We start from the raw sequence: 25,392 nt of genomic DNA, 5'->3' as shown, positions 1-25,392 counted from the left end.
TCCTGAGGAGGACCCACAGTGGCTAAGGCCAAGTTCGAGCGGACCAAGCCGCACGTCAACATCGGAACCATCGGTCACGTCGACCACGGCAAGACCACGCTCACCGCCGCCATCTCGAAGGTGCTTGCAGACAAGTACCCCTCGGCGACCAACGTGCAGCGTGACTTCGCGTCGATCGACTCGGCTCCGGAAGAGCGTCAGCGCGGCATCACCATCAACATCTCGCACGTCGAGTACGAGACGCCGAAGCGTCACTACGCGCACGTCGATGCCCCCGGCCACGCCGACTACATCAAGAACATGATCACCGGTGCTGCGCAGATGGACGGCGCGATCCTCGTGGTCGCGGCGACCGACGGCCCGATGGCCCAGACCCGTGAGCACGTGCTGCTCGCCAAGCAGGTCGGCGTGCCGTACCTCATGGTGGCGCTCAACAAGAGCGACATGGTCGACGACGAAGAGATTCTCGAGCTCGTCGAGATCGAGGTTCGCGAGCTGCTCTCGAGCCAGGGCTTCGACGGCGACAACGCTCCCGTCATCCAGGTCTCGGGCCTCAAGGCGCTCGAGGGCGACGAGAAGTGGACCGAGTCGATCCTCAAGCTCATGGAAGCTGTCGACGAGTCGATCCCCGACCCGGTGCGCGACAAGGACAAGCCGTTCCTCATGCCCATCGAAGACGTCTTCACCATCACCGGCCGTGGCACGGTCGTGACGGGTCGCGCCGAGCGCGGCACCCTCGCGATCAACTCCGAGGTCGAGATCGTCGGCATCCGCCCGACGCAGAAGACCATCGTCACGGGTATCGAGATGTTCCACAAGCAGCTCGACGAGGCGTGGGCCGGCGAGAACTGTGGCCTCCTGCTCCGCGGCACCAAGCGCGAAGACGTCGAGCGCGGCCAGGTCGTCGTGAAGCCGGGTTCGGTGACCCCTCACACGAACTTCGAGGGCACCGCGTACATCCTCTCGAAGGACGAGGGTGGCCGTCACAACCCCTTCTACACGAACTACCGCCCGCAGTTCTACTTCCGCACCACCGACGTCACCGGCGTCATCACGCTGCCTGAGGGCACCGAGATGGTCATGCCCGGCGACACCACCGACATGGTCGTTGAGCTGATCCAGCCCATCGCCATGGAGGAGGGCCTCGGCTTCGCCATTCGTGAGGGTGGCCGCACCGTCGGCGCCGGAACGGTGACGAAGGTTCTCAAGTAGAACTTCTGCACTGCTCGTGAGCGGGGTCGCACCTTTGGGTGCGGCCCCGCTTCGTCGTTGTGGGCCCGGCGCCGGCGTGATCAGAGGGCCCGCCACAGCTGGCGCGGTGCCAGTACGCTCGTCGCACGTGTCAGGCAGACGAGGCAGAGAGACGAGGCAGACATGGCGTTGAGAGTCGTGCGCGAGGTGCTCGTGCTGGTCGGCTCGACCGTGCTGGTCTTCGCGCTAGTGGTGCTCGTGATCTATGGCGCGTTCGCGTCGCTCGAGTTCGGTGAGCTGCTCAGCGTCGTGCCCGAGTTCGTGTTCGGCTTCGCCGGCCCCGGGCTCGCCCTCTGGGCGGCGCTCGTCGCAGTTGGCGCGGCCCTGCTGAGACACCGCGGGCCGTGGTGGCGCATCGGCGCGCATGCGCTGTCGGCCTTCATCGCCGGAATCGCGAACGTGGCGATCGTGGTCGCTCTCGGCGAGGCGTCGGATGCTCAGGGCGGGTTCGTCGGAGCCCTCGGGCTGCTCGGCTCGGCCCTTTTCGTGCCGCTCGCCATGCTGGCGACGCCGATCGTCGTGCTCCTGCTCGACCGCGGTCGGCCGACTGCGCCGGCGCCGCTCTCGACTACGAGCGACCCTGCAGACGCGCGCTGAGCGCGGCCGCGGCGGAGCGCACAGCGTCGGCGAGAGCATCCACTTCCGGGGCGGCGACGGCCTCGGCGCGGTAGGTGAGGCCGAGCGCGGCAGCCGGGTAGCCGGTGCGGTCGATGCCGGTCGCGGCGACCGAGGCGTAGCCCGCGGTGATCTCGCCGTCTTCTGACGCGAGGCCGCTCTCTCGCGCTTGCGCGAGGATGCGGTCGAGCTCAGACAGGGTGCGGGGGCCGACGCCGCGGCGCGTGATGAGGGCGTCGCGGTGGGGGAAGAGCGCACGCACCTGCGGCGCGGGCAGCGCTGCGAGCATGGCGCGACCCGTGGCGGTGAGGTGCGCCGGCAGCCGCACACCGACGCGCACGACCGTCGTCGGTGCGCGCGCCGCTGAGGCCTGGCCGACATACGAGACGTCGCCGCCGGCCAGTACGGCGAGCTGTGCGACGACCGGCACGGGTGACTCGCGCACCAGTCGGTCGAGCAGCGGGCCGCCGAGGCGCGCAAGCCTGCTGGCGCTGAGCACCGAGCCGCCGATCTCGGCGACGAGGGCGCCGAGGCCGTAGGCCCGGGCCTCGGGGTAGTGCACGACGAACCCTTCGTCTTGCAGCACGCGCAGCAGCTGGTAGACGCTCGACCGCGGCAGCTGCAGCTCGCGCGCGAGAGTCGAGGCGGGCACGGGGTCGTTGTGGTGCGCGAGCAGCGTCACGATGCGCAGAGCCGCGCGGGCGGCGGGAACGTCGGGCACGAGCATCCCCTATCTGTCTGATATGTCAGACAGATTATCGCGTCAGGCCGATGCGCGCCGGAAGCGCAGCGCGTTCACTGGGGTCATGCAGATCACGCTCGGCCGTCGCCCCCTCAGTCTCGACGAGGTCGTCGCCGTCGCCCGCGGCGGAGCGACGGTCGTCATCGACACTGAAGCGCTCGCCGCGATGTCCGCCAGCCGGGCAATCGTCGAGGGCCTCGCCGACGACGTCGAACCGCACTACGGGGTCTCGACGGGGTTCGGAGCGCTCGCGACAACGCACATCCCGGTCGCCAAGCGCGCCGAGCTGCAGCGCTCGCTCGTGCGCTCGCACGCGGCGAGCAGCGGCCCCGAAGTCGAGCGCGAAGTCGTGCGCGGCACGATGTTGCTGCGCCTGCAGACCCTGACGACTGCCCGCACGGGCGCCCGCCCCGTCGTCGCCGAGACCTACGTCGCGCTGCTCAATGCCGGCATCACGCCCATCGTGGGCGAGTACGGCAGCCTCGGTTGCTCAGGCGACCTCGCTCCGCTCGCGCACTGCGCGCTCGCCGTCATGGGGGAAGGGGAGGTGCGCGATGCCGCCGGCACCCTGATGCCCGCCGCTCAGGCCCTCGCGGCCGCCGGCATCGAGCCAGTCGAGCTGCGCGAGAAAGAGGGCCTCGCCCTCATCAACGGCACCGACGGCATGCTCGGGATGCTCGCTCTGGCCCTCGCCGACCTCGACCGCCTCGTGGCCACCGCCGACCTCGCCGCGAGCATGAGCGTCGAGGCTCTGCTCGGCACCGATCGCCCCTTCGCCTCGGATCTGCACAACCTGCGCCCCCACCCGGGTCAGGCGACCAGTGCCGAGAACATGCGCGCCGTGCTGAGCGGCTCGGCCGTGGTGAAGAGCCACCAGACCGATGCCTGCACGCGCGTGCAAGACGCCTATTCCTTGCGCTGCGCACCACAGGTGCACGGCGCCGTGCGCGACACGATGGCGCACGCGGCGATGGTGGCGAACCGTGAGCTCGCGAGCGCGATCGACAACCCCGTCGTGACGCTCGACGGCCGTGTCGAGTCGAACGGCAACTTCCACGGCGCTCCGCTCGGCTACGTGCTCGACTTTCTCGCGATCGCCGTCGCCGACCTCGCGAGCATGAGCGAGCGCCGCACCGACCGCTTTCTCGACGCGAGCCGCAACCAGGGGCTGCCCCCGTTTCTCGCCCACGACCCGGGTGTCGACTCGGGGCACATGATCGCGCAGTACACGCAGGCAGGCATCGTGAGCGAGCTCAAGCGGCTCGCCGTGCCGGCGAGTGTCGACTCGATCCCCTCGAGCGCGATGCAAGAAGACCACGTGGCGATGGGCTGGTCGGCCGCCCGCAAGCTGCGCCGCTCGATCGACGGACTCACGCGCGTCGTCGCGATCGAACTGCTGACGGCCGCGCGGGGGCTCGACCTACGCACGGCCGCGCTCGGCGTCGACGCAGCCCCGGCCACGGCCGCCGTCGTGAGCGCACTGCGCGAGCACGTCGCCGGCCCCGGCCCCGACCGCTACCTCGCCCCCGAGATCGAGCATGCCGTGCGGCTCACGCACGACGGCACGCTGCTGGCCGCCGCCCGCGCGGTCACCCCCATCGTCTAGACCCGCCGACAGGAGAACAGCCATGACCCTCACCGACGCCACGAGCATGAGCGCAGCATCCGGCGCAGCGCCAGCACCCAGCGGCCCCCGCCCTGTGCGCGCGCACCGCGGAACCCAGTTGCACACCCTCGGCTGGCAGCAGGAGGGCGCCCTGCGCATGCTGCAGAACAACCTCGACCCCGCGGTGGCCGAGCACCCCGACGAGCTCGTCGTCTACGGCGGCACGGGCAAGGCGGCGCGCGACTGGGCGAGCTTCGACGCGCTGACCCGCACGCTCGCCACGCTCAAGGGTGATGAGACGATGCTCGTGCAGTCGGGCCGCCCGGTCGGAGTCATGCAGACGCACGAGTGGGCCCCGCGCGTGCTGCTCGCCAACTCGAACCTCGTGGGCGACTGGGCCAACTGGGACGAGTTTCGGCGTCTCGAAGCCCTCGGCCTCACGATGTACGGCCAGATGACGGCCGGCTCGTGGATCTACATCGGCACGCAGGGCATTCTGCAGGGCACCTTCGAGACCTTCGCCGCAGTCGCCACGCAAAGGTTCGGAGGAACTCTTGCCGGCACGATCACCCTCACGGGCGGACTCGGCGGCATGGGCGGCGCGCAACCGCTCGCCGTGACCATGAACGACGGCGTCGCGATCTGCGTCGACGTCGACCCCAGCCGCATTGCCCGGCGGCTTGAGCACCGCTACCTCGACAAGCAGGCCGATTCGCTCGAACACGCGCTCGAACTCGCGGTGCAGGCACGGGATGCCCGGCGCGGGCTCTCGATCGGTGTGCTCGGCAACGCGGCCGAAGTCTTTCCGCGCCTGCTCGCCATGGGCGCCCCGATCGACATCGTCACCGACCAGACCAGTGCCCACGATCCGCTCGCCTACCTGCCGCTGGAGCACTCGGTCGACGAGTGGCACACCGCCCGCGAGCGCGACCCCATCGGCTTCGCGGCCGCCGCCCGGGCGTCGATGGCGCTGCAGGTTGAGGCGATGGTCGGGTTCCAGCGTGCAGGCTCCGAAGTCTTCGACTACGGCAACAACATCCGCACTGAGGCGAAAGCCGCGGGGTACGCCGACGCGTTCTCGTTCCCCGGCTTCGTGCCCGCCTACATCCGCCCGCTCTTCGCGCAGGGCAAGGGTCCGTTCCGCTGGGCGGCGCTCAGCGGCGACCCGGCAGATATCGCTGCGACCGACCGTGCGGTGCTCGAGATGTTCCCCGAGAACGAGAGCCTGCAGCGCTGGATTCCGATGGCGCAGCAGCGCGTGCACTACCAGGGCCTGCCCGCGCGTATCTGTTGGCTCGGCTACGGCGAGCGCGATCGCGCGGGTGAGCGCTTCAACGACATGGTCGCATCGGGCGAGCTCAGTGCCCCCGTTGCGATCGGCCGCGACCACCTTGACTCTGGGTCGGTCGCGAGCCCGTACCGCGAAACCGAGTCGATGAAAGACGGCTCAGACGCGATTGCCGACTGGCCGCTGCTCAACGCCCTCGTCAACACGGCGAGCGGAGCGACGTGGGTGTCGATTCACCACGGCGGGGGAGTCGGCATCGGCCGCTCGATCCACGCTGGCCAGGTGGTCGTCGCCGACGGCACGGCGCTCGCCGGAGAGAAGGTGCAGCGCGTGCTCACGAACGACCCCGGCATGGGCGTGATTCGCCACATCGATGCGGGTTACACCGAGGGCGAGCCGATCGTCGAGCAGTTCGGCGTGCGCATTCCGATGCGCGAGGGCGGCGCCGAGTGAGCCTGTACGGCACGAGTGTGCCCGACCCGGGCGGGAACACTCGCGCGCAACAGGCACACCAGCTCGCACACGACCCGCTCTGGCCCCGCGCGGGCGACTGGCCAGTGTGGACGCCGGGCTCGCGGGCGGACGCTGTCGTGGTGGGCATCCCGACCTGGCGCACCTCACTATCGCCGGGCCAGGCGCACACGACGCCCGCCGCGATTCGGGATGCTCTCCGGTACTACTCCGCCGACGCACTCGCACGGCCTGACGGTTCGAGCGTGACGGTGCGTGACGCTGGTGATGTGCCCGAGCCCGACGGCGCCGGTGAGGCGGCCGCGACCGCGCGGGTTGCCGAGCTCGCGAGCACAGCATCCCTCGTGATCGTTCTCGGCGGCGACAACGCTGCCACCGTGCCGGCCGCCCTCGGAGCCTGGGGCGCGGGCATCGCGACCGCGGGCCTCGTCACGCTGGATGCCCACCACGACCTGCGCGACGGCACCACCAACGGCTCGCCCGTGCGGCGGCTGCTCGAGGCCGGGCTCGCGGGCGAGCGGGTCAGCCAGCTCGGCATCGAACCACTCGCGAACTCACGGGCCTACGCGGCGCGAGCTGCCGAGCACGGCATCTCCGTCGTCACCCGCGCAGAACTGCTGCGCACCCCGATCGAGGCCGCGATGTCGACAGCGCTCGATCGCGCGGCCTCGGCGGGCGGCCCCGTGCACGTCGACCTCGACCTCGACGTGTGCGACCGCAGCGTCGCGCCGGGCTGCCCGGCGAGCGTGCCCGGCGGCCTCAGCGCGATCGAGCTGCGCACGGCGGCGCGGCTCGCGGGCGCGCATCCCGCAGTGACGAGCATCGACCTCGCCGAGCTCGACGCCGCACGCGACACTGCCGACCAGCGCACCGTGCGCCTCGCCGCACTGTGCGTGCTCGAAGCGCTCGCGGGGCTGGCGAGCCGCCCGATGATCCCGAGCGCGGCAGGATGACACCATGAGCGCCGCGACCAGCACCGTCATCACGAACATCGGCCAGCTCGTCACCCTCGACCCCGCCGACCCCGAGCGGCCGATCCGCACGGGGGCCTCTCTCGTGATCGCTGACGGCCACGTGGCGTGGATGGGCGACACGGTCGATGCCCCCGCTGCCGACACCCGCATCGACGCCGACGGCGCGGCGGTCATCCCGGGCTTCGTCGACAGTCACAACCACCTCGTCTTCGCGGGCGATCGCGTCGACGAGTTCGAGGCGCGCATGGCTGGCCGCCCTTACACGGCGGGGGGAATCCGCACGACTGTCGCCGCCACCCGCGCCGCGAGCGACGTCGAGCTGCGCGCTCGACTCGCGCACCTCATCGCCCAGGCGCACGCTCAGGGCACGACGACGCTCGAGATCAAGAGTGGCTACGGGTTGACGGTTGCCGACGAGGCGCGATGTCTGCGGCTCGCCCGCGAGGTCACCCCCGAGACCACCTTTCTCGGTGCGCACGTCGTGCCGGCCGAGTTTGCCGACGAGCGCGAGACCTACGTCGACCTCGTGTGCGGCGACATGCTCGCGGCGTGCGCACCGCACTCACGCTTCATCGACGTCTTCATCGACTCGGGGGCGTTCACCGTCGACGAGGCGCGGAGCATTCTGCAGGCGGGGCGGGATGCTGGCCTCGAGCTTCGTGTGCACGCCGGCCAGCTCGCGCCCGACGCAGGAGTCGCCCTCGCGGTCGAGCTCGGCGCCGCGAGCGTCGATCACTGCACCTTCCTCGCCGACGACGATGTGGAGCTGCTCGCGGCAAGTGCCCGCGACGGCGCTGGCACCGTCGCGACCCTGCTGCCACTAGTCGAGTTCTCGACGAGGCAGCCGTATCCGGATGCCCGCCGTCTGCTCGACGCGGGCGTCGCCGTGGCGCTCGCGAGCGACTGCAACCCGGGGTCGAACTTCTCGAGCAGCATGCCCCTCGCGATCGCCCTGGCCGTGCGCGAGCTCGGCATGACGCCCCTCGAGGCGCTCGACGCCGCGACGCGCGGGGGCGCACGCGCGCTGCGCCGCACCGATGTCGGGCACCTGGGGCTCGGCGCGCGGGGCGACGCGGTCATCCTCGATGCGCCCGACTATCGCCACCTCGCCTCCCGGCCAGGCGTTCCTCTCGTACGGCGGGTGATTCTCGCCGGGGCGATCACGATCGATCGACCCGGGCCTTTCGGCCTCTCGCCGGCATGACAGCGCACCGGTAGGCTCTGGCCACGCGACCGGCAGACCGTGTCACGTCGACTCATCGAAAGGCTGGTCATGGTCCGTCGCATCGTGCTCGAGATCATTCTCATCATCGGCATCGCGATCGCGCTCGCGTGGCTGGTGCTCGCGGCCTTCGCGCTGACCGATAGCGCCGACCCCGTCGGCACGCTCGTCGATCAGACCCCCCGCGTGCTGTTCGGTCTGCTGGGCATCGCGCTCGGACTGTGGACCGTGCTCCTCGTCATCGGGGCGATCGTGCAACGCCGCCGCGCGGTCGGCTGGCGCATCGGCACGCACATCGTGTCGCTGATCGCGGCGCTCGTCGTCAACATCGGCGTGCTGACGGTCGTCAGTGTCGTCTCGGGCGGCGGGCAGGGTGAAGACTGGGGAATTCTGGTCGTCGCGATTGCCGTGGCGGCCGGTGGCCTGCTGATGGTGGCAGGAGTCATCTCGGTGCTGCTCGTCGAGCTCGTCATTCTGCGGCCGAAGAAGGCAATGGAAGCTGCTGCGACGGGCCCGGAGACCGCCGAGTAGGTCGATTTCGCGCCCCACCGGCGTGTCGCGCGTCAGCGCGACACGCCCGGGTTGCAGCAGGTCGCGCGCTGTGGCAGACTCTTCAAGTTCCACACGCCGCGTTTTCGTGCGCGGCTCACTGCCAGGCAGTGCATAGGACGAGCGTCGCACCGAGTGATCGGTAGCGGGTCGTGATGAGCCTAGGCCGCGGGCAGCAGAACACAGCTCACACCCCCTGCACCCTCTCCAAGGGAAACCTTGTGTGCGGATGCCGTGCGTTGCGAGGGCGACACGCCCGAGCGCGGGGGTCGGTGTGAGCAGGCGACAAGCAAGCGTTCGTTTGACAGAAGAACAGTGGTGCGACAGCGATTGCGCTCCGCGTGAGGTGCGCCCGTCAGGGGTGCATCACGTCTAAGAAGGAAGAGAGTTGAGCATGGCGGGACAGAAGATCCGCATCCGGCTTAAGTCGTATGACCACGCTGGTCTCGACGCATCGGCGCGCAAGATCGTCGACACGGTGACCCGTGCCGGCGCCACGGTCGTGGGCCCCGTGCCCCTGCCGACGGAGAAGAACGTCATTGCCGTCATCCGGTCGCCCCACAAGTACAAAGACAGCCGCGAGCACTTCGAGAAGCGCACGCACAAGCGTCTCATCGACATCATCGATCCGACGCCGAAGGCGGTCGACTCGCTCATGCGCCTCGACCTGCCCGCCGACGTCAACATCGAGATCAAGCTCTAAGGAACCCGGATATGTCTGCAATCAAGACGACCAAGGGTCTGCTGGGCACGAAGCTCGGCATGACGCAGGTGTGGGACGCGAACAACAAGCTCGTGCCCGTCACCGTGGTGGAGATCGCCCCGAACGTGGTGACGCAGGTGCGCACCCCCGAGATCGACGGCTACGCCGCCGTGCAGATCGCCTACGGCGCCATCGACCCGCGCAAGGTCACCAAGCCCCTCACCGGCCACTTCGAGAAGGCCGGCAGCACGCCGCGCCGCCACCTCACCGAGGTGCGCACGGCTGACGCCGCCGAGTACACGCCGGGCCAGCTGCTCGCTGTCGACATCTTCGAGGCCGGCCAGCTGGTCGACGTCGTCGGCACGAGCAAGGGCAAGGGCTTCGCCGGTGTCATGAAGCGCCACAACTTCAAGGGCGTCTCGGCGTCGCACGGTTCGCACCGCAACCACCGCAAGCCGGGCTCGATCGGCGCTTCGTCGACCCCCAGCCGTGTCTTCAAGGGCATGCGCATGGCGGGCCGCATGGGTGGCGACCGCGTCACGGTCATGAACTTGACGGTCCACTCCGTCGACCTCGAGAAGGGTCTGCTGCTCGTCAAGGGCGCGGTTCCCGGTGCTCGCGGTCGTCTCGTATTCGTCCGCAACGCCGTGAAGGGAGCGTAATCGCCATGGCTACCTCGCTCGACGTTCTCGACGCCGCCGGCAAGAAGACCGGCTCGGTCGACCTGCCCGCCGCCGTCTTCGACGTTCAGACCAATGTTCCGCTACTGCACCAGGTCGTCGTCGCGCAGCTCGCTGCCGCACGCCAGGGCACTCACTCGACCAAGGGTCGTGGCGAGGTCTCGGGTGCCGGCCGCAAGCCGTTCAAGCAGAAGGGCACCGGTCGCGCTCGTCAGGGCTCGATCCGCGCGCCCCAGATGACCGGTGGTGGCATCGTGCACGGCCCGACGCCGCGCAGCTACGCCCAGCGCACCCCCAAGAAGATGATCGCCGCGGCACTGCTGGGTGCGATCTCCGACCGGGCTCGCGGCGAGCGGCTGCACGTGGTCGAGTCGTTCGGCACCGACGTGCCCTCGACGAAGGCCGCAGCATCCGTCATCGCTCTGCTCACCACGGGCCGCAACGTGCTCGTCGTGATCGAGCGCGACGACGAGGTCAACCTCAAGAGCGTGCGCAACCTCAAGAACCTGCACGTCATCACCCCCGACCAGCTCAACGCGTACGACGTGCTGGTCAGCGACGACATCGTGTTCACGAAGGCCGCCTTCGATTCGTTCGTGGAGTCGAAGACCAAGAAGGAAGAGGTCAGCGCATGAGCATCCACGCTGCCGCTCAGAACAAAGACCCCCGCGACATCATCATCGCGCCGGTCGTGAGCGAGAAGAGCTACGCGCTCATCGACGATGGCAAGTACACCTTCATCGTCGACCCGCGGTCGAACAAGACCGAGATCAAGCTCGCCATCGAGAAGATCTTCAACGTCAAGGTCGCCACGGTGAACACGCTCAATCGCACGGGCAAGACCCGCCGCACCCGCTTCGGCACCGGCAAGCGCAAAGACACCAAGCGCGCCATCGTCACGCTGAAGTCGGGCTCCATCGACATCTTCACGGCCGTCGGCTAGGCACGAAGGAATAACGACAATGGCTATTCGCAAGTACAAGCCCACGACCCCGGGTCGCCGCGGCTCCTCGGTCGCAGATTTCGCCGAGATCACGCGCTCGACCCCTGAGAAGTCGCTGCTGAAGCCGCTGCCCAAGACGGGTGGTCGCAACAACTCCGGCCGCATCACGACGCGTCACATCGGTGGTGGCCACAAGCGCCAGTACCGCATGATCGACTTCCGTCGCAACGACAAAGACGGCGTCAACGCCAAGGTCGCGCACATCGAGTACGACCCGAACCGCACGGCGCGCATCGCACTGCTGCACTTCGTCGACGGCACCAAGCGCTACATCCTGGCGCCCAACAAGCTGTCGCAGGGCGACATCGTCGAGTCGGGCCCTTCGGCCGACATCAAGCCCGGCAACAACCTGCCGCTGCGCAACATTCCGGTCGGCACGGTCGTGCACGCGATCGAGCTGCGCCCCGGTGGCGGCGCGAAGATGGCGCGCTCGGCTGGCACCTCGGTGCGACTCGTCGCGAAAGACGGCCCCTACGCCCAGCTGCGTCTGCCCTCGGGCGAGATCCGCAACGTTGACGCGCGCTGCCGCGCGACCGTCGGCGAGGTCGGCAACGCCGAGCAGTCGAACATCAACTGGGGCAAGGCCGGACGCATGCGCTGGAAGGGCGTGCGCCCGACGGTTCGCGGTGTCGCGATGAACCCGATCGACCACCCGCACGGTGGTGGTGAGGGCAAGACCAGCGGTGGTCGTCACCCGGTGAGCCCTTGGGGCCAGTCGGAAGGCCGCACTCGTCGCCCGAAGAAAGAGAGCGACAAGCTCATCGTCCGCCGCCGCACCGTTGGCAAGAAGCGCTAGTAGGAGTCGAGAACTATGCCTCGCAGTCTCAAGAAGGGTCCGTTCGTCGACGACCACCTGCTCAAAAAGGTGTTCGCGCAGAACGAGGCCAACAGCAAGAACGTCATCAAGACCTGGTCGCGCCGGTCGATGATCGTGCCGGCCATGCTCGGCCACACGATCGCCGTGCACGACGGACGCAAGCACATTCCCGTGTTCGTGACCGAGACCATGGTCGGGCACAAGCTCGGCGAGTTCGCGCCCACCCGCACCTTCCGCGGTCACGAGAAGGACGACAAGAAGGGTCGTCGCCGGTAACCCGGCGGCGTGAAGAGGAGTACAGACATGGTGGAGTCGATCGCCCGTGTGCGACACATCCGCGTGACGCCTCAGAAGGCTCGTCGCGTCGTCGACCTGATCCGCGGCAAGCAGGCCCTTGAGGCCCTGGCCATTTTGAAGTTCGCGCCGCAGGGCGCGAGTGAGCCCGTCTACAAGCTCGTCGCTGCGGCCATTGCCAACGCGCGAGTCAAGGCCGATGCGGCGAACACCTTCCTCGACGAGCAAGACCTCTACGTGTCTCGCGCCTTCGTCGATGAGGGAACGACCCTGAAGCGGTTCCAGCCGCGCGCTCAGGGCCGTGCGTTCCGCATCAACAAGCGCACCAGCCACATCACCGTCGTGCTCGCCACGCCGGACGAGCTGGTTGCCGCGGGCTCGAGCACCGGCAAGAAGAAGGCGAGCAAGTAGTCATGGGCCAGAAAGTCAACCCGTACGGTTTCCGTCTCGGAATCACCACCGACCACGTGTCGCGCTGGTTCTCTGACAGCACCAAGCCCGGTCAGCGCTACGCCGACTACGTGGCGGAAGACGTCAAGATCCGCCGCATGCTCACCACGAGCCTCGACCGCGCCGGCGTCGCCCGCATCGAGATCGAGCGCACGCGCGACCGCGTCCGCGTCGACATTCACACCGCCCGCCCGGGCATCGTGATCGGTCGTCGTGGTGCCGAGGCCGAGCGCATCCGCGCCGACCTCGAGAAGCTCACCGCCAAGCAGATCCAGCTCAACATCCTCGAGGTCAAGAACCCCGAGGCCGAGGCTCAGCTGGTCGCCCAGGGCATCGCCGAGCAGCTCAGCGCCCGCGTCGCCTTCCGTCGCGCGATGCGCAAGGGCCTGCAGGGCGCGCAGCGTGCCGGCGCGAAGGGCGTGCGCATCCAGGTCTCCGGCCGCCTCGGCGGTGCTGAGATGAGCCGCTCCGAGTTCTACCGCGAAGGTCGAGTTCCGCTGCACACGCTGCGCGCGAACATCGACTACGGCTTCTACGAGGCCAAGACCACCTTCGGCCGCATCGGTGTGAAGGTCTGGATCTACAAGGGCGACATCACCAACAAAGAACTCGCTCGCGAGCAGGCTTCACAGAAGTCGACGCGCCCCGAGCGACGTGACTCTGACCGCGGCCCGCGTCGCGATGGCGGCCGACCGGCCACCACCAAGGCGCCCGCCACGGCCGGAGCGGAAGGCTAAGGACAATGCTGATTCCCCGCAAGGTCAAGTTCCGCAAGCAGCACCACCCCAAGCGGAGTGGTCACGCGACCGGAGGCACCGAAGTCTCGTTCGGCGAGTTCGGCATCCAGGCCCTGACTCCCGCGTACGTGACGAACCGGCAGATCGAGTCCGCTCGTATCGCCATGACGCGCCACATCAAGCGTGGCGGCAAGGTGTGGATCAACATCTACCCCGACCGCCCGCTCACCAAGAAGCCCGCTGAGACCCGCATGGGTTCGGGTAAGGGCTCGCCCGAGTGGTGGGTCGCCAACGTCAAGCCGGGTCGCGTCCTCTTCGAGGTCGCGGGTGTCGACGAGCAGCTCGCTCGCGAGGCCATGACCCGTGCCATTCACAAGCTGCCCCTCAAGGCACGCATCATCAAGCGCGAGGGAGGCGACGCGTAATGGCGATCGGATCGAAAGAGCTGGCACCTGTCGAGCTCGACACCTTTGAAGACGAGCGTCTCGTCGACGAGCTGAAGAAGGCGAAGGAAGAACTCTTCAACCTGCGCTTCCAGGCCGCGACGGGTCAGCTCGAGAGCCACGGACGCCTTCGTGCGGTGAAGCGCGACATCGCGCGCATCTACACGATCATCCGTGAGCGCGAGCTCGGCATTCGTGCGACCCCGGCTCCGGTCGAGGTTCCCGAGAAGCCGGCGAAGAAGACTGCCAAGGCAAAGACCGAGGCCGCGGACAAAGCGGCTGCAGACGACGCAGCTTCGGACAACACCGAGGAGAAGAACTGATGGCGACGACTGAGAAGAAGACCACCGACGCCGGTCACGAGTCGGCTGCCCACGACGTTCGCGATGCTGACGCTCGCGGCTACCGCAAGGTGCGCCGCGGCTACGTGACGAGCGACAAGATGGAGAAGACCATCACTGTCGAGGTCGAAGACCGCGTCAAGCACCCGCTGTACGGCAAGGTCATCCGCCGCACCTCGAAGGTCAAGGCGCACGATGAGCAGAACGCCGCCGGTATCGGCGACCTCGTGCTCATCTCCGAGACCCGCCCCCTGTCCGCCACGAAGCGCTGGCGCCTCGTCGAGATTCTCGAGAAGGCCAAGTAGGCCTTCGCCTGCTTGACCACTAGGAGTAAGAAATGCTTCAGCAAGAATCCAGAGTCAAGGTTGCCGACAACACCGGCGCCAAAGAGCTCTTGACGATTCGCGTTCTCGGCGGCTCCGGCCGTCGCTACGCCGGTCTGGGCGATGTCATCGTCGCGACCGTCAAAGACGCGATCCCCGGCGGCAACGTCAAGAAGGGCGACGTCGTCAAGGCCGTCATCGTGCGCACCGTCAAGCAGACGCGTCGCTCCGACGGCTCGTACATCAAGTTCGACGAGAACGCCGCCGTCATCCTCAAGGCCGATGGCGACCCTCGTGGTACCCGTATCTTCGGGCCGGTCGGCCGTGAGCTTCGCGACAAGAAGTTCATGAAGATCGTCTCGCTCGCACCGGAGGTGCTCTAACTCATGGCCAACATCAAAAAGGGCGACCTCGTGCAGGTGATCACGGGCGCGACCGAAGACCGCGGCGGAGACCGCGGCAAGCAGGGTCGTGTCATCGAGGTCATCGCCGAGAAGAACCGCGTCATCGTCGAGGGCGTCAACTACGTCACCAAGCACGTGCGCGTCGGCCAGACGCAGCGCGGCACAAAGACCGGCGGCATCGAGACGCAAGAGGCTCCGATCCACATCTCGAACGTGGCGCTCGTCGACCCCAAGACCAAGAAGCCCACGCGCGTCGGTTTCCGCGAGGAGACCGTCGAGAAGAACGGCGTCAAGAAGACCGTGCGCGTGCGGTACGCCAAGAAGTCAGGTGAGAAGTTCTGATGACTGATACTGCAACCGCGCCTGGCAAAATCCAGCCGCGCCTCAAGCAGAAGTACCGCGCCGAGATCACAAAGGCTCTCACCGAGCAGTTCGGGTACACCAACCCGCACCAGGTGCCCGGGCTCGTGAAGATCGTCGTGAACACCGGTGTCGGTGAGGCCGCTCGCGACTCCAAGGTGATCGATGGGGCCATCAAAGACCTGACGGCCATCACGGGTCAGAAGCCCCAGGTCACGAAGGCGCGCAAGTCGATCGCACAGTTCAAGCTGCGCGAGGGCATGCCCATCGGTGCGCACGTCACGCTGCGTGGCGACCGCGCCTGGGAGTTCATGGACCGCCTGATCACCCTCGCCCTGCCTCGCATCCGCGACTTCCGCGGGCTGAGCGAGAAGCAGTTCGACGGCAACGGCAACTACACCTTCGGTATCCAGGAGCAGAGCGTGTTCCACGAGATCGACCAGGACAAGATCGACCGCGTGCGCGGCTTCGACATCACTGTCGTGACGACGGCGAAGACGGACGACGAGGGTCGCGCTCTGCTGCGCGCGCTCGGCTTCCCCTTCCGGTCGTCAGAGACTGCTCAGTAACATCCCATCCGGCCCAGCAGGGCCACGATCGCCTAGGTCGGCCCCGGTGTACCGGGAGTCGAAACCGGACGAGAATAGGAACAACGCATCATGACGATGACAGATCCGGTCGCAGACATGCTGACCAGACTGCGGAACGCCAACTCGGCGTTCCACGAGACGGTGTCGCTCCCCAGCTCGAAGCTGAAGACGCACATCGCCGAGATCCTCAAGCGCGAGGGCTACATCGCTGAGTGGGCCGTCGCTGACGCCCGCGTCGGCTCAACCCTTACGCTCTCGCTGAAGTACGGCCCGAACCGCGAGCGGTCGATCGCCGGCATCAAGCGCGTCTCCAAGCCCGGCTTGCGCGTCTACGCGAAGTCGACCGAGATCCCCACCGTTCTCGGTGGCCTCGGCGTGGCGATCCTGTCGACTTCCTCCGGTCTGCTGACCGACCGTGAGGCGATGAAGAAGGGCGTGGGTGGGGAAGTCCTCGCCTACGTGTGGTAACCCGCCATGTCACGAATCGGACGCATGCCCATCGACATCCCCGGTGGTGTCGAGGTGAAGATCGACGGCCAGGCCGTCACCGTCAAGGGCCCGAAGGGTGAGCTCGCGCTCACTGTCGCGAGCCCCATCGAGGTGGCCATCGAGGAGAACCAGGTCGTCGTGACCCGCCCCGATGACGAGCGCAACTCGCGCTCGCTGCACGGCCTCACCCGCACACTCATCGCCAACCAGATCATCGGCGTCACTCAGGGCTACTCCAAGGGCCTCGAGGTCGTCGGCACCGGTTACCGCGTGCAGGCCAAGGGCGAGGGCGTCGAGTTCGCGCTCGGCTTCTCGCACCCCGTCACCGTGAACCCGCCTGCGGGCATCACCTTCACGGTCGAGGGCAACAACAAGCTGACCGTCAGCGGCATCGACAAGCAGGCCGTCGGCGAGGTCGCGGCCAACATTCGCAAGATTCGCAAGCCCGAGCCCTACAAGGGCAAGGGTGTGCGGTACGCCGGCGAGATCGTACGCCGCAAGGCCGGAAAGAGTGGTAAGTAACCATGGCTCTCGGAACTAGAGGAAAGAGCAAGACGGCCGCCAAGGGCCGCCGTCACGCCCGTCTGCGCAAGCGCATCACGGGAACGACCGATCGTCCGCGCCTCGTGGTCACCCGTTCGGCGCGCCACGTCTTCGTTCAGATCGTCGACGACAGCAAGGGTCACACCCTGGCGAGCGCGTCGACGATGGAAGACGACCTGCGCACGTTCGACGGAGACAAGACGGCCAAGGCCCGCAAGGTGGGCGAACTGCTCGCCGAGCGCGCGAAGAAGGCCGGAGTGGCAGACGTGGTGTTCGACCGCGGAGGCAACCGATACGCCGGTCGCGTCGCAGCGATCGCCGATGGAGCGCGAGAGGGCGGACTCAACCTGTGAGCGAGATCGAGAAGGAGCAGCCCGTGGCGGCAGAAGCCCCCGTGGAGACGGCAGCGTCGTCAGAGCCGAGCACCGAGCCTCGCGAGGCGCGTCGTGGCGGGCGTGAGCGCAGCCCGAACCGCGACCGCGGCCAGCGCGATGCCGAGAAGAGCCAGTTCCTCGAGCGCGTCGTCACGATCAACCGCGTGTCGAAGGTCGTGAAGGGTGGTCGTCGCTTCAGCTTCACCGCCCTCGTGGTCGTCGGCGACGGCAACGGCATGGTCGGTGTCGGCTACGGCAAGGCGCGCGAAGTGCCCACCGCCATCTCGAAGGGCGTCGAAGAGGCGAAGAAGAACTTCTTCCGCGTGCCTCGCGTCGCTCAGACGATTCCGCACCCGGTGCAGGGCGAGGCCGCAGCCGGCGTCGTGCTGCTGCGCCCCGCCGCGGCCGGTACCGGTGTTATCGCCGGTGGCCCGGTTCGCGCCGTGCTCGAGTGCGCCGGCATCCACGACGTGCTGAGCAAGTCGCTCGGCTCGTCGAACACGATCAACATCGTCCACGCCACGGTGGCAGCGCTGCAGCAGCTCGAAGAGCCGCGCGCCGTCGCCGCCCGTCGCGGACTCGAGTTCGAAGATGTCGCTCCGGCGCGTCTCGTGCGCGCCGAGGCACTCGCTGCCGAAGCCGCATCCGGAAAGGGTGGTGCGTGATGGCTGCGCAGCTCAAAGTGACCCAGATCAAGTCCGTGATCAGCGAGAAGCAGAACCAGCGCGACACGCTGCGCAGCCTGGGTCTCAAGCGCATCGGCGACATCGTCGTGCGTGAAGACACCCCGGCCAATCGCGGCTACGTTCGCACGGTCGCCCACCTGGTGACTGTCGAGGAGATTGACTAATGGCAGAAGAGAAGAAGCCCGCCGCCGACAAGGCGCCGGCCAAGAAGCCCGCGGCTGCGAAGCCTGCGGCTGAGAAGAAGGCTCCCGCCAAGGCACCTGCGAAGGCTGCTGCTGACAAGGCTCCGGCTAAGGCGGCTGCTGACAAGGCTCCCGCGACGAAGGCTCCGGCCAAGGCTGCGGCCGCGAAGGCGCCTGCGAAGGCTGCTGCTGACAAGGCTCCGGCCAAGGCTGCTGCTGACAAGGCGCCCGCGACCAAGGCTCCGGCGAAGACTCCGGCCAAGGCCGCACCCGCGAAGAAGGCCGCGTCGGCAGACGTCGCGCGCCCTCAGGTGCTCAAAGTGCACCACCTTCGCCCGGCTGCCGGGTCGAAGAAGGAGCGCACCCGCGTGGGTCGTGGTGAAGGCTCGAAGGGCAAGACCGCCGGTCGTGGCACCAAGGGCACCAAGGCCCGCTACCAGGTCAAGCCCGGCTTCGAGGGCGGCAACCTCAACTCGGTGATGCGCGCGCCCAAGCTGCGCGGATTCACGAACCCGTTCCGGGTCGAGTACCAGGTCGTCAACCTCGACGCGCTCGCCGCCCTGTACCCCAAGGGGGGCGATGTCACGATCAGCGACCTCGTCGCCAAGGGTGCCGTGCGCAAGAACGAGAAGGTCAAGGTTCTTGGGCAGGGAGACATTGCGGTTAAGCTCAATGTGACCGTCGACAAGGTCTCGCGCTCTGCCGAGCAGAAGATCGTCGCTGCCGGCGGTTCGATCCAGTAGGTGATGGGTGGCCCTTCGGGGCCACCCTCACCTGCGGGTCCGGCCCACTCGGGCCACAGCATCCGTTCGCCGCCGGGCGGTCGGATGCTCATGGTTTTTCTACGGGAGGTCTCGTGTTCAGAGCTATCGGGCGGATCTTCCGCACGCCCGACCTGCGCCGCAAGATTGGCTTCACCCTCGGGATCGTCGCCCTCTTCCGTCTGGGTTCATTCATTCCTGCGCCGTTCGTCGACTTTCAGAACGTGCAGATCTGCCTCGCCGGCAATCAGGGTGCGACGGGGCTCTATCAGCTCGTCAACCTGTTCAGCGGCGGCGCCTTGCTGCAGCTCTCGATCTTCGCGCTCGGCATCATGCCGTACATCACGGCGTCGATCATCACCCAGCTGCTGCGCGTCGTCATCCCCCACTTCGACACCCTGCACAAAGAGGGTCAGGCGGGCCAGGCGAAGCTCACGCAGTACACCCGCTACATGACGATCGCTCTCGCGGTGCTGCAGTCGACCACCCTCATCACGGTCGCTCGCGCCGGTGCGCTCTTCCCCACCACGAGCGGTGTTCCGCAGTGCAGCGACCTCATCACGAACGACGCCTGGTACGCCATTCTGCTCATGGTTATCACCATGACGGCCGGCACCGGACTCATCATGTGGCTGGGCGAGCTCGTCACCGAGCGCGGCATCGGCAACGGCATGTCGCTGCTGATCTTCGTCTCGATCGCTGCGACGTTCCCGTCGGCGTTGTGGGCCATCGCGGTCTCTCAGGGCTTCGAGATCTTCCTGCTCGTGCTCGCGCTTGGCCTGCTCGTCATGGGCGCCGTCGTGTTCGTCGAGCAGTCGCAGCGGCGCATTCCCGTGCAGTACGCCAAGCGCATGGTGGGCCGCCGCACCTACGGAGGCAACAACACCTACATTCCGATCAAGGTCAACATGGCGGGCGTCGTGCCGGTCATCTTCGCCTCGTCGTTGCTGTACCTGCCCGCGCTCATCGCGCAGTTCAACCAGCCGGCCGCGGGCGAGACCGCCCCTGAGTGGGTTGTCTGGATTCAGAACAACCTGGTCTCAGGCGACAACCCGATCTACATGGTCGTGTACTTCTTGCTCATCGTCGGCTTCACGTACTTCTACGTCGCGATCACCTTCAACCCTGAAGAGGTCGCCGACAACATGAAGAAGTACGGCGGCTTCATCCCGGGTATTCGCGCGGGTCGCCCGACGGCCGAGTACCTCGACTACGTGCTGACCAGGGTCACCCTGCCGGGGTCGCTCTACCTCGGTCTCGTGGCGCTGATTCCGCTCATCGCCTTCGCCGCTGTCGGAGCGAACCAGAACTTCCCGTTCGGTGGTGCGAGCATCCTCATCATCGTGGGCGTCGGCCTCGAGACGGTGAAGCAGATCGACGCGCAGTTGCAGCAGCGGCACTACGAGGGCCTGCTGCGATGAGCGCCCGCCTGCTGCTGATCGGCCCGCCCGGTGCGGGCAAGGGCACGCAGGCGCAGCGTCTCTCAGAGGCGCTGGGCGTGCCGGCCATCTCGACGGGCGACATCTTCCGTGAGCACTTGCGCAACGAGACCGAGCTGGGCCTCAAGGCGAAGGCCTACATGGATGCCGGCGATAACGTGCCCGACAGCCTCACGAACGATCTCGTGCGTGACCGGCTCTCGCAGCCCGATGCCGCCGAGGGCTTCCTTCTCGACGGCTACCCCCGCACGACCGACCAGGTGCGCGCGCTCGATGAGTTCCTCGCCCAGCACGACACGTCGATGGATGCTGTGGTCGAGCTCGTCGCGGAGCCCGATATCGTCGTCGAGCGACTGAAGAAGCGTGCTCTCGACCAGGGCAGGGCCGACGACGACGAGGCCGTGGTGCGCCACCGCCTCGAGGTGTACGCCCGCCAGACGGCGCCGCTCATCGACGTGTACGACCAGCGCGGCCTGCTCGCCAAGGTCGATGGCATCGGCGAGATCGCCGAGGTCACCGCGCGCATTGAGCACGAGCTCGCCGCGCGCGGCATCCTGTTCACCGCCTGACGTGCTGAGCGCTCGCTGCTGCGGTCTCGACTTGCTCTGCGAGCCCGATATCACCTAAGCTCGACCTTTGGTGCTTTCGGCACGCCTTCGGCGTGTCATCGTCGTCTCCGCCGTGCAGACGGGGCGATCGTCTGGGGCACCGTGTCATCCGCACGACCGGTACGAATCACACTTATAGCGACGAAGAGGCAATGGCCAAAAAAGACGGTGTCATCGAGATCGAAGGCTCGGTGGTCGAAGCGCTGCCCAACGCGATGTTCCGCGTCGAGCTGACCAACGGCCACAAGGTTCTCGCCCACATCTCGGGCAAGATGCGCCAGCACTACATCCGCATCCTTCCTGAGGACCGCGTGATCGTCGAGCTGAGCCCGTACGACCTGACCCGTGGCCGCATCGTCTACCGCTATAAGTGACGGTTCGACCGCATAAGGAACGGCCCGGGGATCCACCCGGCGCACGAGGCCAGCGAGAGAAAGCACAACCATGAAGGTCAACCCCAGCGTCAAGCCCATTTGCGACAAGTGCAAGGTGATCCGCCGTCACGGCAACGTGATGGTCATCTGCGAGAACCCGCGGCACAAGCAACGCCAGGGCTAGGGCTCACGCCCCCACGAAGCCACAACTAAATACGAACACCAGGCAGTTCCAGATTCCGCCACGGCGGAGGACACCCAGGGCGGGAGGCCCCGGCACCGGAACTGCTCCACACCTCTCACCCACCTGAAGGAGCCATCATGGCCCGTCTTGCCGGAGTCGACATTCCGCGCGACAAGCGCGTGGAAGTCGCCCTGACCTACATCTACGGAGTCGGACGCACGCGTTCGCTGCAGACCCTCTCTGCCACCGGGATCGACCCGAACGTGCGGGTCAAAGACCTCACCGACGACCAGCTCGTCGCACTGCGTGACCACATCGAAGGCACGTTCAAGGTCGAGGGTGACCTGCGCCGTGAGGTCGCCGCCGACATTCGCCGCAAGGTCGAGATCGGCTCGTACGAGGGCATCCGCCACCGCCGCGGTCTGCCTGTGCGCGGTCAGCGCACCAAGACCAATGCGCGCACCCGCAAGGGCCCGAAGCGCACCGTCGCCGGCAAGAAGAAGGCGCGCTAACCGCGGCCCCGCCGCCTCCGCGCAATTCGACAGGTTTAGGAGAACACCATGGCAGCACCCAAGACGGCCGCGCGCAAGCCCCGCCGCAAAGAAAAGAAGAGCATCGCCGTCGGCCAGGCTCACATCAAGTCGACCTTCAACAACACGATCGTGTCGATCACCGACCCGAGCGGCGCCGTCATCAGCTGGGCATCGTCCGGCCAGGTCGGCTTCAAGGGCTCACGCAAGTCGACCCCGTTCGCCGCTCAGCTCGCCGCCGAGTCGGCAGCGCGTCAGGCGCAAGAGCACGGCATGAAGAAGGTCGACGTCTTCGTCAAGGGCCCCGGCTCCGGGCGCGAGACGGCGATCCGCTCACTGCAGGCCGCCGGCCTCGAGGTCGGCTCGATCAGCGACGTGACGCCGCAGGCGCACAACGGCTGCCGGCCGCCCAAGCGTCGCCGCGTCTAGCCCCTCTGTGATTCCTATGAAGCGGTTCATAGGAATCACGCTGGCGTGCGCCGTGGGGCGCACGCCATCCAGAACCGCAGTAGTTCTTAAATAACTCAACACACTCGACGAGCCAGCCACTCGTCGCGCCACAAGTGTCATATGGCGGACACTTTGCCGAAAGGAATCAACAGTGCTCATCGCACAACGTCCCACTCTGACCGAGGAGAGCGTCTCCGAGTTCCGGTCCCGCTTCATCATCGAGCCGCTGGAGCCCGGCTTCGGCTACACGCTCGGCAACTCGCTGCGTCGCACCCTGCTCTCGTCGATTCCCGGCGCTGCCGTGACGAGCATCCGCATCGATGGCGTGCTGCACGAGTTCAGCACCATTCCCGGTGTGAAAGAAGACGTCACCGAGATCATCTTGAACATCAAGAACCTCGTGGTCTCGAGCGAGCACGACGAGCCGATCACCGCCTACCTGCGCAAGCAGGGCGCGGGTGAGGTCACCGCCGCCGACATCTCGGCGCCGGCCGGTGTTGAGATTCACAACCCCGAGCTCGTCATCGCGACGCTCAACGACAGTGCCAAGTTCGAGCTCGAGCTCACGATCGAGCGCGGTCGCGGCTACGTCAGCGCCACCCAGAACCGCAGCGAGTTCAGCGAAGCCGGCCAGGTTCCGGTCGACTCGATCTACTCGCCCGTGCTCAAGGTGACCTACCGCGTCGAGGCGACTCGTGCCGGTGAGCGCACCGACTTCGACCGTCTCGTGGTCGACGTCGAGTCGAAGCCCGCCATCACCCCGCGCGACGCGATCGCATCGGCCGGCCGCACGCTCGTCGAGCTGTTCGGTCTCGCCCGCGAGCTGAACACGCAAGCCGAGGGCATCGAGATCGGCCCCGCGCCGGTCGACGCCGTGCTCTCGACCGAGCTCTCGATGCCGATCGAAGACCTCGACCTCTCGGTGCGCAGCTACAACTGCCTCAAGCGCGAGGGCATCAACACCGTGAGCGAGCTCGTCGCGCTCTCGGAGACCCAGCTGATGAACATCCGCAACTTCGGCCAGAAGTCGGTCGACGAGGTCAAGGACAAGCTCGTCGAGATGGGCCTCTCGCTCAAGGACGCGGTTCCCGGGTTCGACGGCGCTCACTTCTACGGCGGCTACGACGACGAGAAAAGCAACTAGGCGCTGCGGCGCTTCGTTCTCGCCCCTTCCCGTCACTGATACGAAAGAACACACACCATGCCTCAGCCCACGAAGGGACCCCGCCTCGGCGGCGGCCCCGCCCACGAGCGCCTGCTTCTCGCGAACCTCGCGACGGCACTCTTCACGCACAAGCGCATCACCACGACCGAGACGAAGGCCAAGCGCCTGCGTCCACTCGCTGAGCGCCTCATCACCTTCGCCAAGCGCGGCGACCTGCACGCCCGCCGTCGCGTGATGACGATCATTCGCGACAAGAGCGCCGTGCACGAGCTCTTCACCGAGATCGCGCCGCTCATGGCCGAGCGCGAGGGCGGCTACACCCGCATCACAAAGGTCGGCTACCGCAAGGGCGACAACGCCCCCATGGCCGTGATCGAGCTCGTTCTCGAGCCCGTGAACCCCAAGCCCAAGAGCGCGAAGAAGACCGCGGCTGCTGCCGCGGCCGCGGCGCCCGCCGAGAAGCCCGTCGTCGACGAGGTCGTCGCTGACGACGCGGCGGCTGACGAGGTCGTTGTCGACGAGGTAGTGACCGACGAGGCCCCCGCCGACGAGACGGTCGACGAGGCGCCCGCGGCCGACGTCGCCGACGAAGCGCCCGCCGACGAGGCCGCTGACGAGGCGCCTGTCGACGAGGCTGAGGCGAAGTAGCCAGCTCGAATCACGATCGCGTCACGGCCCCCGCTCGAGAGAGCGGGGGCCGTACGCTTTTCTGCGTGACCGATGAGAAGCCCGAGCTGCGCGACCGCGTACCGGCGCCCGACAACATCGCACTGCCCGAGGGGCCGGAGGGCATCCACTGGCGGTCGCTGACCACAGACGACGCCGCGACGCTCACCGACCTCGCCGAGCGCATCAGTGCCCGCGATCACCCGACCTGGAGCGAGTCGCTCGACGAGCTCGACGAAGAGCTCGGCCACTCGTGGGTCGAGCCCGCTCGCGATGGCGTGCTGGCGCTCGACGCCGACGGTCGCGCTGTGGCGTGGGGGCTCGTGACTTCGCCTCCCGATCCTGAGACGGTCATGCGGGTCTTCCTCTCTGGCGGAGTCGATCCCGCGCACCGCGGGCGCGGCATCGGTCGGCGGCTGCTCGCCTGGCAGCACGCCCGAGCGCAGCAACTGCTCTCGCAGAGTTCGAGCACCCTGCCCGCCTGGGTCATGAGCTACGCCGCCGACCTGGCGCCCGAGCACGGAAGACTGCTGCAGCGAGTTGGCTTCGAGCCCGCGCGCTACTTCACGACGCTCGAGTGCCCGCTCGGGCAGCAGGCACCCTCCGTCGCGCTGCCGGAGGGCGTGACGGTCGAGCCGTTCTCTGCAGTGCTGAGCGAAGCGGTGCGCGCGGCGAAGAACGCCTCGTTCGCCGACCACTGGGGCAGCCAGCCGACGAGCCGCGAAGGGTGGGAGTCGATGCAGACGCTACCGAGCTTCAGGCCCGAGCTGTGCCGCATCGCCCGCGTCGGCGACGCGGTGGTCGGGTTCGTGATCACCGAGATCAACGAAGACGACTGGGAACGCCAGGGTGCCCGCAGCGCCTATATCGGGCTCGTCGGCACCGTGCGCGAGTGGCGCGGGCGTGGCCTGGCGAGCGCCCTGCTCGCCGACGTGCTGCAGGCATACCTTGCGGCCGATCTCGAACTGGCCGTGCTCGACGTCGACACCGAGAACCCCACGGGAGCCCTCGGCGTTTACACCCGCCTCGGGTTCGTGCCCACGGCTCGAGACGTCGCCTACCGCGTCGTCTACTGACC

Annotated in this window: 37 protein-coding genes; 36 read left to right on the top strand and 1 reads right to left on the bottom strand. The window is 67.5% G+C overall.

The annotated features are described in order from the left end of the window. The first annotated feature begins 18 nt into the window (after window positions 1-18). Together tuf and KL788_RS07770 are read left to right on the top strand one after the other, a co-directional pair. Window positions 19-1,212: an elongation factor Tu gene (gene tuf, locus KL788_RS07775; RefSeq protein ID WP_293170086.1), complete on the top strand. Its 1,194-nt coding sequence runs from the start codon at window positions 19-21 to the stop codon at window positions 1,210-1,212. Window positions 1,213-1,374: 162 nt separating this feature from the next. Continuing rightward, complete coding sequence (locus tag KL788_RS07770) at window positions 1,375-1,848, top strand: hypothetical protein (protein WP_293170085.1); 474 nt, start codon at window positions 1,375-1,377, stop codon at window positions 1,846-1,848. Here the strand turns inward: KL788_RS07770 and KL788_RS07765 are convergent. Beyond that, a complete protein-coding gene (locus KL788_RS07765; RefSeq protein ID WP_293170083.1) occupies window positions 1,820-2,587 on the bottom strand; it encodes an IclR family transcriptional regulator in 768 nt (255 codons plus the stop codon). The genes KL788_RS07770 and KL788_RS07765 overlap by 29 nt on opposite strands. 85 nt (window positions 2,588-2,672) lie before the next feature. On the opposite strand from KL788_RS07765, the gene hutH reads away from it, so the two are divergent. From hutH to KL788_RS07595, 34 genes are all read left to right on the top strand, one after another. Continuing rightward, window positions 2,673-4,214 carry a histidine ammonia-lyase gene (gene hutH, locus KL788_RS07760; protein WP_293170081.1) on the top strand — a complete coding sequence of 514 codons (1,542 nt, stop codon included), beginning with the start codon at window positions 2,673-2,675 and terminating at the stop codon, window positions 4,212-4,214. Window positions 4,215-4,260: 46 nt separating this feature from the next. Next, a complete protein-coding gene (hutU, locus tag KL788_RS07755) occupies window positions 4,261-5,955 on the top strand; it encodes a urocanate hydratase (protein ID WP_293173249.1) in 1,695 nt (564 codons plus the stop codon). A gap of 17 nt (window positions 5,956-5,972) precedes the next feature. Then, window positions 5,973-6,926: an arginase family protein gene (locus tag KL788_RS07750; RefSeq protein ID WP_428846132.1), complete on the top strand. Its 954-nt coding sequence runs from the start codon at window positions 5,973-5,975 to the stop codon at window positions 6,924-6,926. Window positions 6,927-6,930: 4 nt separating this feature from the next. Continuing rightward, window positions 6,931-8,151, top strand: a complete 1,221-nt coding sequence (gene hutI / locus KL788_RS07745; protein WP_293170079.1) for an imidazolonepropionase — start codon at window positions 6,931-6,933, stop codon at window positions 8,149-8,151. Between the two features lie 69 nt (window positions 8,152-8,220). Next, window positions 8,221-8,700, top strand: coding sequence for a hypothetical protein (locus KL788_RS07740; protein WP_293170077.1), 480 nt, complete (start codon window positions 8,221-8,223; stop codon window positions 8,698-8,700). Between the two features lie 412 nt (window positions 8,701-9,112). Beyond that, window positions 9,113-9,421 carry a 30S ribosomal protein S10 gene (rpsJ, locus tag KL788_RS07735; RefSeq protein WP_047561503.1) on the top strand — a complete coding sequence of 103 codons (309 nt, stop codon included), beginning with the start codon at window positions 9,113-9,115 and terminating at the stop codon, window positions 9,419-9,421. A gap of 11 nt (window positions 9,422-9,432) precedes the next feature. Next, window positions 9,433-10,083 (top strand): 50S ribosomal protein L3, encoded by a 651-nt coding sequence (gene rplC / locus KL788_RS07730; RefSeq protein WP_293170074.1) that lies wholly within the window; start codon window positions 9,433-9,435, stop codon window positions 10,081-10,083. Window positions 10,084-10,088: 5 nt separating this feature from the next. Further along, a complete protein-coding gene (rplD, locus tag KL788_RS07725) occupies window positions 10,089-10,736 on the top strand; it encodes a 50S ribosomal protein L4 (protein WP_293170072.1) in 648 nt (215 codons plus the stop codon). Further along, window positions 10,733-11,044, top strand: a complete 312-nt coding sequence (gene rplW, locus KL788_RS07720) for a 50S ribosomal protein L23 (RefSeq protein ID WP_293170070.1) — start codon at window positions 10,733-10,735, stop codon at window positions 11,042-11,044. Before rplD ends, rplW begins: the two co-directional genes overlap by 4 nt. Before the next feature lie 19 nt (window positions 11,045-11,063). Next, complete coding sequence (gene rplB, locus KL788_RS07715; RefSeq protein WP_293170068.1) at window positions 11,064-11,900, top strand: 50S ribosomal protein L2; 837 nt, start codon at window positions 11,064-11,066, stop codon at window positions 11,898-11,900. A gap of 15 nt (window positions 11,901-11,915) precedes the next feature. Next, window positions 11,916-12,197, top strand: coding sequence for a 30S ribosomal protein S19 (gene rpsS, locus KL788_RS07710; protein WP_293170066.1), 282 nt, complete (start codon window positions 11,916-11,918; stop codon window positions 12,195-12,197). A 27-nt stretch (window positions 12,198-12,224) separates the two neighbouring features. Then, window positions 12,225-12,626: a 50S ribosomal protein L22 gene (rplV, locus tag KL788_RS07705; RefSeq protein ID WP_255158203.1), complete on the top strand. Its 402-nt coding sequence runs from the start codon at window positions 12,225-12,227 to the stop codon at window positions 12,624-12,626. 2 nt (window positions 12,627-12,628) lie between these two features. Beyond that, window positions 12,629-13,402, top strand: coding sequence for a 30S ribosomal protein S3 (rpsC, locus tag KL788_RS07700; RefSeq protein WP_293170062.1), 774 nt, complete (start codon window positions 12,629-12,631; stop codon window positions 13,400-13,402). A 5-nt stretch (window positions 13,403-13,407) separates the two neighbouring features. After that, window positions 13,408-13,827: a 50S ribosomal protein L16 gene (gene rplP / locus KL788_RS07695; RefSeq protein ID WP_293170060.1), complete on the top strand. Its 420-nt coding sequence runs from the start codon at window positions 13,408-13,410 to the stop codon at window positions 13,825-13,827. Next, window positions 13,827-14,168: a 50S ribosomal protein L29 gene (rpmC, locus tag KL788_RS07690; protein ID WP_293170058.1), complete on the top strand. Its 342-nt coding sequence runs from the start codon at window positions 13,827-13,829 to the stop codon at window positions 14,166-14,168. The genes rplP and rpmC overlap by 1 nt, the downstream gene beginning before the upstream one ends. Continuing rightward, entirely contained in the window at window positions 14,168-14,491 is a 324-nt protein-coding gene (gene rpsQ / locus KL788_RS07685) for a 30S ribosomal protein S17 (RefSeq protein WP_293170056.1), read from the top strand. The genes rpmC and rpsQ overlap by 1 nt, the downstream gene beginning before the upstream one ends. Window positions 14,492-14,523: 32 nt before the next feature. Further along, window positions 14,524-14,892, top strand: a complete 369-nt coding sequence (gene rplN / locus KL788_RS07680; protein ID WP_293170054.1) for a 50S ribosomal protein L14 — start codon at window positions 14,524-14,526, stop codon at window positions 14,890-14,892. A 3-nt stretch (window positions 14,893-14,895) separates the two neighbouring features. Continuing rightward, window positions 14,896-15,255, top strand: coding sequence for a 50S ribosomal protein L24 (gene rplX / locus KL788_RS07675; protein WP_293170052.1), 360 nt, complete (start codon window positions 14,896-14,898; stop codon window positions 15,253-15,255). Next, the gene (gene rplE / locus KL788_RS07670; protein ID WP_293170050.1) at window positions 15,255-15,842 is read left to right on the top strand and encodes a 50S ribosomal protein L5; all 588 of its coding nucleotides are present in this window, start codon (window positions 15,255-15,257) and stop codon (window positions 15,840-15,842) included. The genes rplX and rplE overlap by 1 nt, the downstream gene beginning before the upstream one ends. A 90-nt stretch (window positions 15,843-15,932) precedes the next feature. Then, on the top strand, window positions 15,933-16,331 hold the full coding sequence (gene rpsH / locus KL788_RS07665; RefSeq protein WP_293170048.1) for a 30S ribosomal protein S8: 399 nt from the start codon (window positions 15,933-15,935) through the stop codon (window positions 16,329-16,331). Window positions 16,332-16,337: 6 nt separating this feature from the next. Beyond that, window positions 16,338-16,874, top strand: coding sequence for a 50S ribosomal protein L6 (gene rplF / locus KL788_RS07660; protein WP_293170046.1), 537 nt, complete (start codon window positions 16,338-16,340; stop codon window positions 16,872-16,874). A gap of 2 nt (window positions 16,875-16,876) precedes the next feature. Next, the gene (gene rplR, locus KL788_RS07655; RefSeq protein ID WP_293170044.1) at window positions 16,877-17,248 is read left to right on the top strand and encodes a 50S ribosomal protein L18; all 372 of its coding nucleotides are present in this window, start codon (window positions 16,877-16,879) and stop codon (window positions 17,246-17,248) included. A 23-nt stretch (window positions 17,249-17,271) separates the two neighbouring features. Beyond that, the gene (gene rpsE, locus KL788_RS07650; protein ID WP_293170042.1) at window positions 17,272-17,934 is read left to right on the top strand and encodes a 30S ribosomal protein S5; all 663 of its coding nucleotides are present in this window, start codon (window positions 17,272-17,274) and stop codon (window positions 17,932-17,934) included. Continuing rightward, a complete protein-coding gene (rpmD, locus tag KL788_RS07645) occupies window positions 17,934-18,119 on the top strand; it encodes a 50S ribosomal protein L30 (protein WP_293170040.1) in 186 nt (61 codons plus the stop codon). Before rpsE ends, rpmD begins: the two co-directional genes overlap by 1 nt. Further along, complete coding sequence (rplO, locus tag KL788_RS07640; protein WP_293170038.1) at window positions 18,119-18,880, top strand: 50S ribosomal protein L15; 762 nt, start codon at window positions 18,119-18,121, stop codon at window positions 18,878-18,880. Before rpmD ends, rplO begins: the two co-directional genes overlap by 1 nt. A 113-nt stretch (window positions 18,881-18,993) precedes the next feature. Then, on the top strand, window positions 18,994-20,319 hold the full coding sequence (gene secY / locus KL788_RS07635) for a preprotein translocase subunit SecY (RefSeq protein WP_293170036.1): 1,326 nt from the start codon (window positions 18,994-18,996) through the stop codon (window positions 20,317-20,319). After that, window positions 20,316-20,906 (top strand): adenylate kinase, encoded by a 591-nt coding sequence (locus KL788_RS07630; protein ID WP_293170034.1) that lies wholly within the window; start codon window positions 20,316-20,318, stop codon window positions 20,904-20,906. Before secY ends, KL788_RS07630 begins: the two co-directional genes overlap by 4 nt. Window positions 20,907-21,097: 191 nt before the next feature. Then, the gene (gene infA / locus KL788_RS07625) at window positions 21,098-21,319 is read left to right on the top strand and encodes a translation initiation factor IF-1 (RefSeq protein WP_021759551.1); all 222 of its coding nucleotides are present in this window, start codon (window positions 21,098-21,100) and stop codon (window positions 21,317-21,319) included. 70 nt (window positions 21,320-21,389) lie between these two features. Further along, on the top strand, window positions 21,390-21,503 hold the full coding sequence (rpmJ, locus tag KL788_RS07620; RefSeq protein ID WP_047561540.1) for a 50S ribosomal protein L36: 114 nt from the start codon (window positions 21,390-21,392) through the stop codon (window positions 21,501-21,503). Window positions 21,504-21,640: 137 nt separating this feature from the next. Continuing rightward, window positions 21,641-22,015, top strand: a complete 375-nt coding sequence (gene rpsM, locus KL788_RS07615) for a 30S ribosomal protein S13 (protein ID WP_293170013.1) — start codon at window positions 21,641-21,643, stop codon at window positions 22,013-22,015. A 48-nt stretch (window positions 22,016-22,063) separates the two neighbouring features. Then, the gene (gene rpsK, locus KL788_RS07610; RefSeq protein WP_293170011.1) at window positions 22,064-22,462 is read left to right on the top strand and encodes a 30S ribosomal protein S11; all 399 of its coding nucleotides are present in this window, start codon (window positions 22,064-22,066) and stop codon (window positions 22,460-22,462) included. 172 nt (window positions 22,463-22,634) lie between these two features. Continuing rightward, window positions 22,635-23,627, top strand: a complete 993-nt coding sequence (locus tag KL788_RS07605) for a DNA-directed RNA polymerase subunit alpha (protein WP_293170009.1) — start codon at window positions 22,635-22,637, stop codon at window positions 23,625-23,627. Window positions 23,628-23,684: 57 nt separating this feature from the next. Continuing rightward, window positions 23,685-24,296, top strand: coding sequence for a 50S ribosomal protein L17 (rplQ, locus tag KL788_RS07600; RefSeq protein WP_293170007.1), 612 nt, complete (start codon window positions 23,685-23,687; stop codon window positions 24,294-24,296). A 65-nt stretch (window positions 24,297-24,361) separates the two neighbouring features. Beyond that, window positions 24,362-25,390, top strand: a complete 1,029-nt coding sequence (locus tag KL788_RS07595; RefSeq protein ID WP_293170006.1) for a GNAT family N-acetyltransferase — start codon at window positions 24,362-24,364, stop codon at window positions 25,388-25,390. The last annotated feature ends 2 nt before the right edge of the window (window positions 25,391-25,392 follow it).

The sequence above is a fragment of the Microcella sp. genome (assembly GCF_019739195.1).
GTDB lineage: Bacteria > Actinomycetota > Actinomycetes > Actinomycetales > Microbacteriaceae > Microcella.
This window is presented reverse-complemented; position numbering and strand designations above follow the sequence as displayed.

Bases quoted from the DNA above. Each gene is read 5' to 3' on its own strand.
- rpsC (WP_293170062.1), top strand. From the start codon at position 12,629: ATGGGCCAGAAAGTCAACCCGTACGGTTTCCGTCTCGGAATCACCACC.
- rpmJ (WP_047561540.1), top strand. From the start codon at position 21,390: ATGAAGGTCAACCCCAGCGTCAAGCCCATTTGCGACAAGTGCAAGGTG.
- infA (WP_021759551.1), top strand. From the start codon at position 21,098: ATGGCCAAAAAAGACGGTGTCATCGAGATCGAAGGCTCGGTGGTCGAA.
- rpsK (WP_293170011.1), top strand. From the start codon at position 22,064: ATGGCAGCACCCAAGACGGCCGCGCGCAAGCCCCGCCGCAAAGAAAAG.
- KL788_RS07630 (WP_293170034.1), top strand. From the start codon at position 20,316: ATGAGCGCCCGCCTGCTGCTGATCGGCCCGCCCGGTGCGGGCAAGGGC.
- rpsH (WP_293170048.1), top strand. From the start codon at position 15,933: ATGACGATGACAGATCCGGTCGCAGACATGCTGACCAGACTGCGGAAC.
- rplW (WP_293170070.1), top strand. From the start codon at position 10,733: ATGAGCATCCACGCTGCCGCTCAGAACAAAGACCCCCGCGACATCATC.
- rplF (WP_293170046.1), top strand. From the start codon at position 16,338: ATGTCACGAATCGGACGCATGCCCATCGACATCCCCGGTGGTGTCGAG.
- rplB (WP_293170068.1), top strand. From the start codon at position 11,064: ATGGCTATTCGCAAGTACAAGCCCACGACCCCGGGTCGCCGCGGCTCC.
- KL788_RS07740 (WP_293170077.1), top strand. From the start codon at position 8,221: ATGGTCCGTCGCATCGTGCTCGAGATCATTCTCATCATCGGCATCGCG.
- rplN (WP_293170054.1), top strand. From the start codon at position 14,524: ATGCTTCAGCAAGAATCCAGAGTCAAGGTTGCCGACAACACCGGCGCC.
- rplE (WP_293170050.1), top strand. From the start codon at position 15,255: ATGACTGATACTGCAACCGCGCCTGGCAAAATCCAGCCGCGCCTCAAG.
- rplV (WP_255158203.1), top strand. From the start codon at position 12,225: ATGGTGGAGTCGATCGCCCGTGTGCGACACATCCGCGTGACGCCTCAG.
- KL788_RS07770 (WP_293170085.1), top strand. From the start codon at position 1,375: ATGGCGTTGAGAGTCGTGCGCGAGGTGCTCGTGCTGGTCGGCTCGACC.
- rplR (WP_293170044.1), top strand. From the start codon at position 16,877: ATGGCTCTCGGAACTAGAGGAAAGAGCAAGACGGCCGCCAAGGGCCGC.
- rplX (WP_293170052.1), top strand. From the start codon at position 14,896: ATGGCCAACATCAAAAAGGGCGACCTCGTGCAGGTGATCACGGGCGCG.
- rplP (WP_293170060.1), top strand. From the start codon at position 13,408: ATGCTGATTCCCCGCAAGGTCAAGTTCCGCAAGCAGCACCACCCCAAG.
- hutI (WP_293170079.1), top strand. From the start codon at position 6,931: ATGAGCGCCGCGACCAGCACCGTCATCACGAACATCGGCCAGCTCGTC.
- rplQ (WP_293170007.1), top strand. From the start codon at position 23,685: ATGCCTCAGCCCACGAAGGGACCCCGCCTCGGCGGCGGCCCCGCCCAC.
- rplO (WP_293170038.1), top strand. From the start codon at position 18,119: ATGGCAGAAGAGAAGAAGCCCGCCGCCGACAAGGCGCCGGCCAAGAAG.
- rplC (WP_293170074.1), top strand. From the start codon at position 9,433: ATGTCTGCAATCAAGACGACCAAGGGTCTGCTGGGCACGAAGCTCGGC.
- rpsM (WP_293170013.1), top strand. From the start codon at position 21,641: ATGGCCCGTCTTGCCGGAGTCGACATTCCGCGCGACAAGCGCGTGGAA.
- rpmC (WP_293170058.1), top strand. From the start codon at position 13,827: ATGGCGATCGGATCGAAAGAGCTGGCACCTGTCGAGCTCGACACCTTT.
- rpsS (WP_293170066.1), top strand. From the start codon at position 11,916: ATGCCTCGCAGTCTCAAGAAGGGTCCGTTCGTCGACGACCACCTGCTC.
- rpmD (WP_293170040.1), top strand. From the start codon at position 17,934: ATGGCTGCGCAGCTCAAAGTGACCCAGATCAAGTCCGTGATCAGCGAG.
- rpsJ (WP_047561503.1), top strand. From the start codon at position 9,113: ATGGCGGGACAGAAGATCCGCATCCGGCTTAAGTCGTATGACCACGCT.
- rpsQ (WP_293170056.1), top strand. From the start codon at position 14,168: ATGGCGACGACTGAGAAGAAGACCACCGACGCCGGTCACGAGTCGGCT.
- rplD (WP_293170072.1), top strand. From the start codon at position 10,089: ATGGCTACCTCGCTCGACGTTCTCGACGCCGCCGGCAAGAAGACCGGC.
- hutH (WP_293170081.1), top strand. From the start codon at position 2,673: ATGCAGATCACGCTCGGCCGTCGCCCCCTCAGTCTCGACGAGGTCGTC.
- hutU (WP_293173249.1), top strand. From the start codon at position 4,261: ATGAGCGCAGCATCCGGCGCAGCGCCAGCACCCAGCGGCCCCCGCCCT.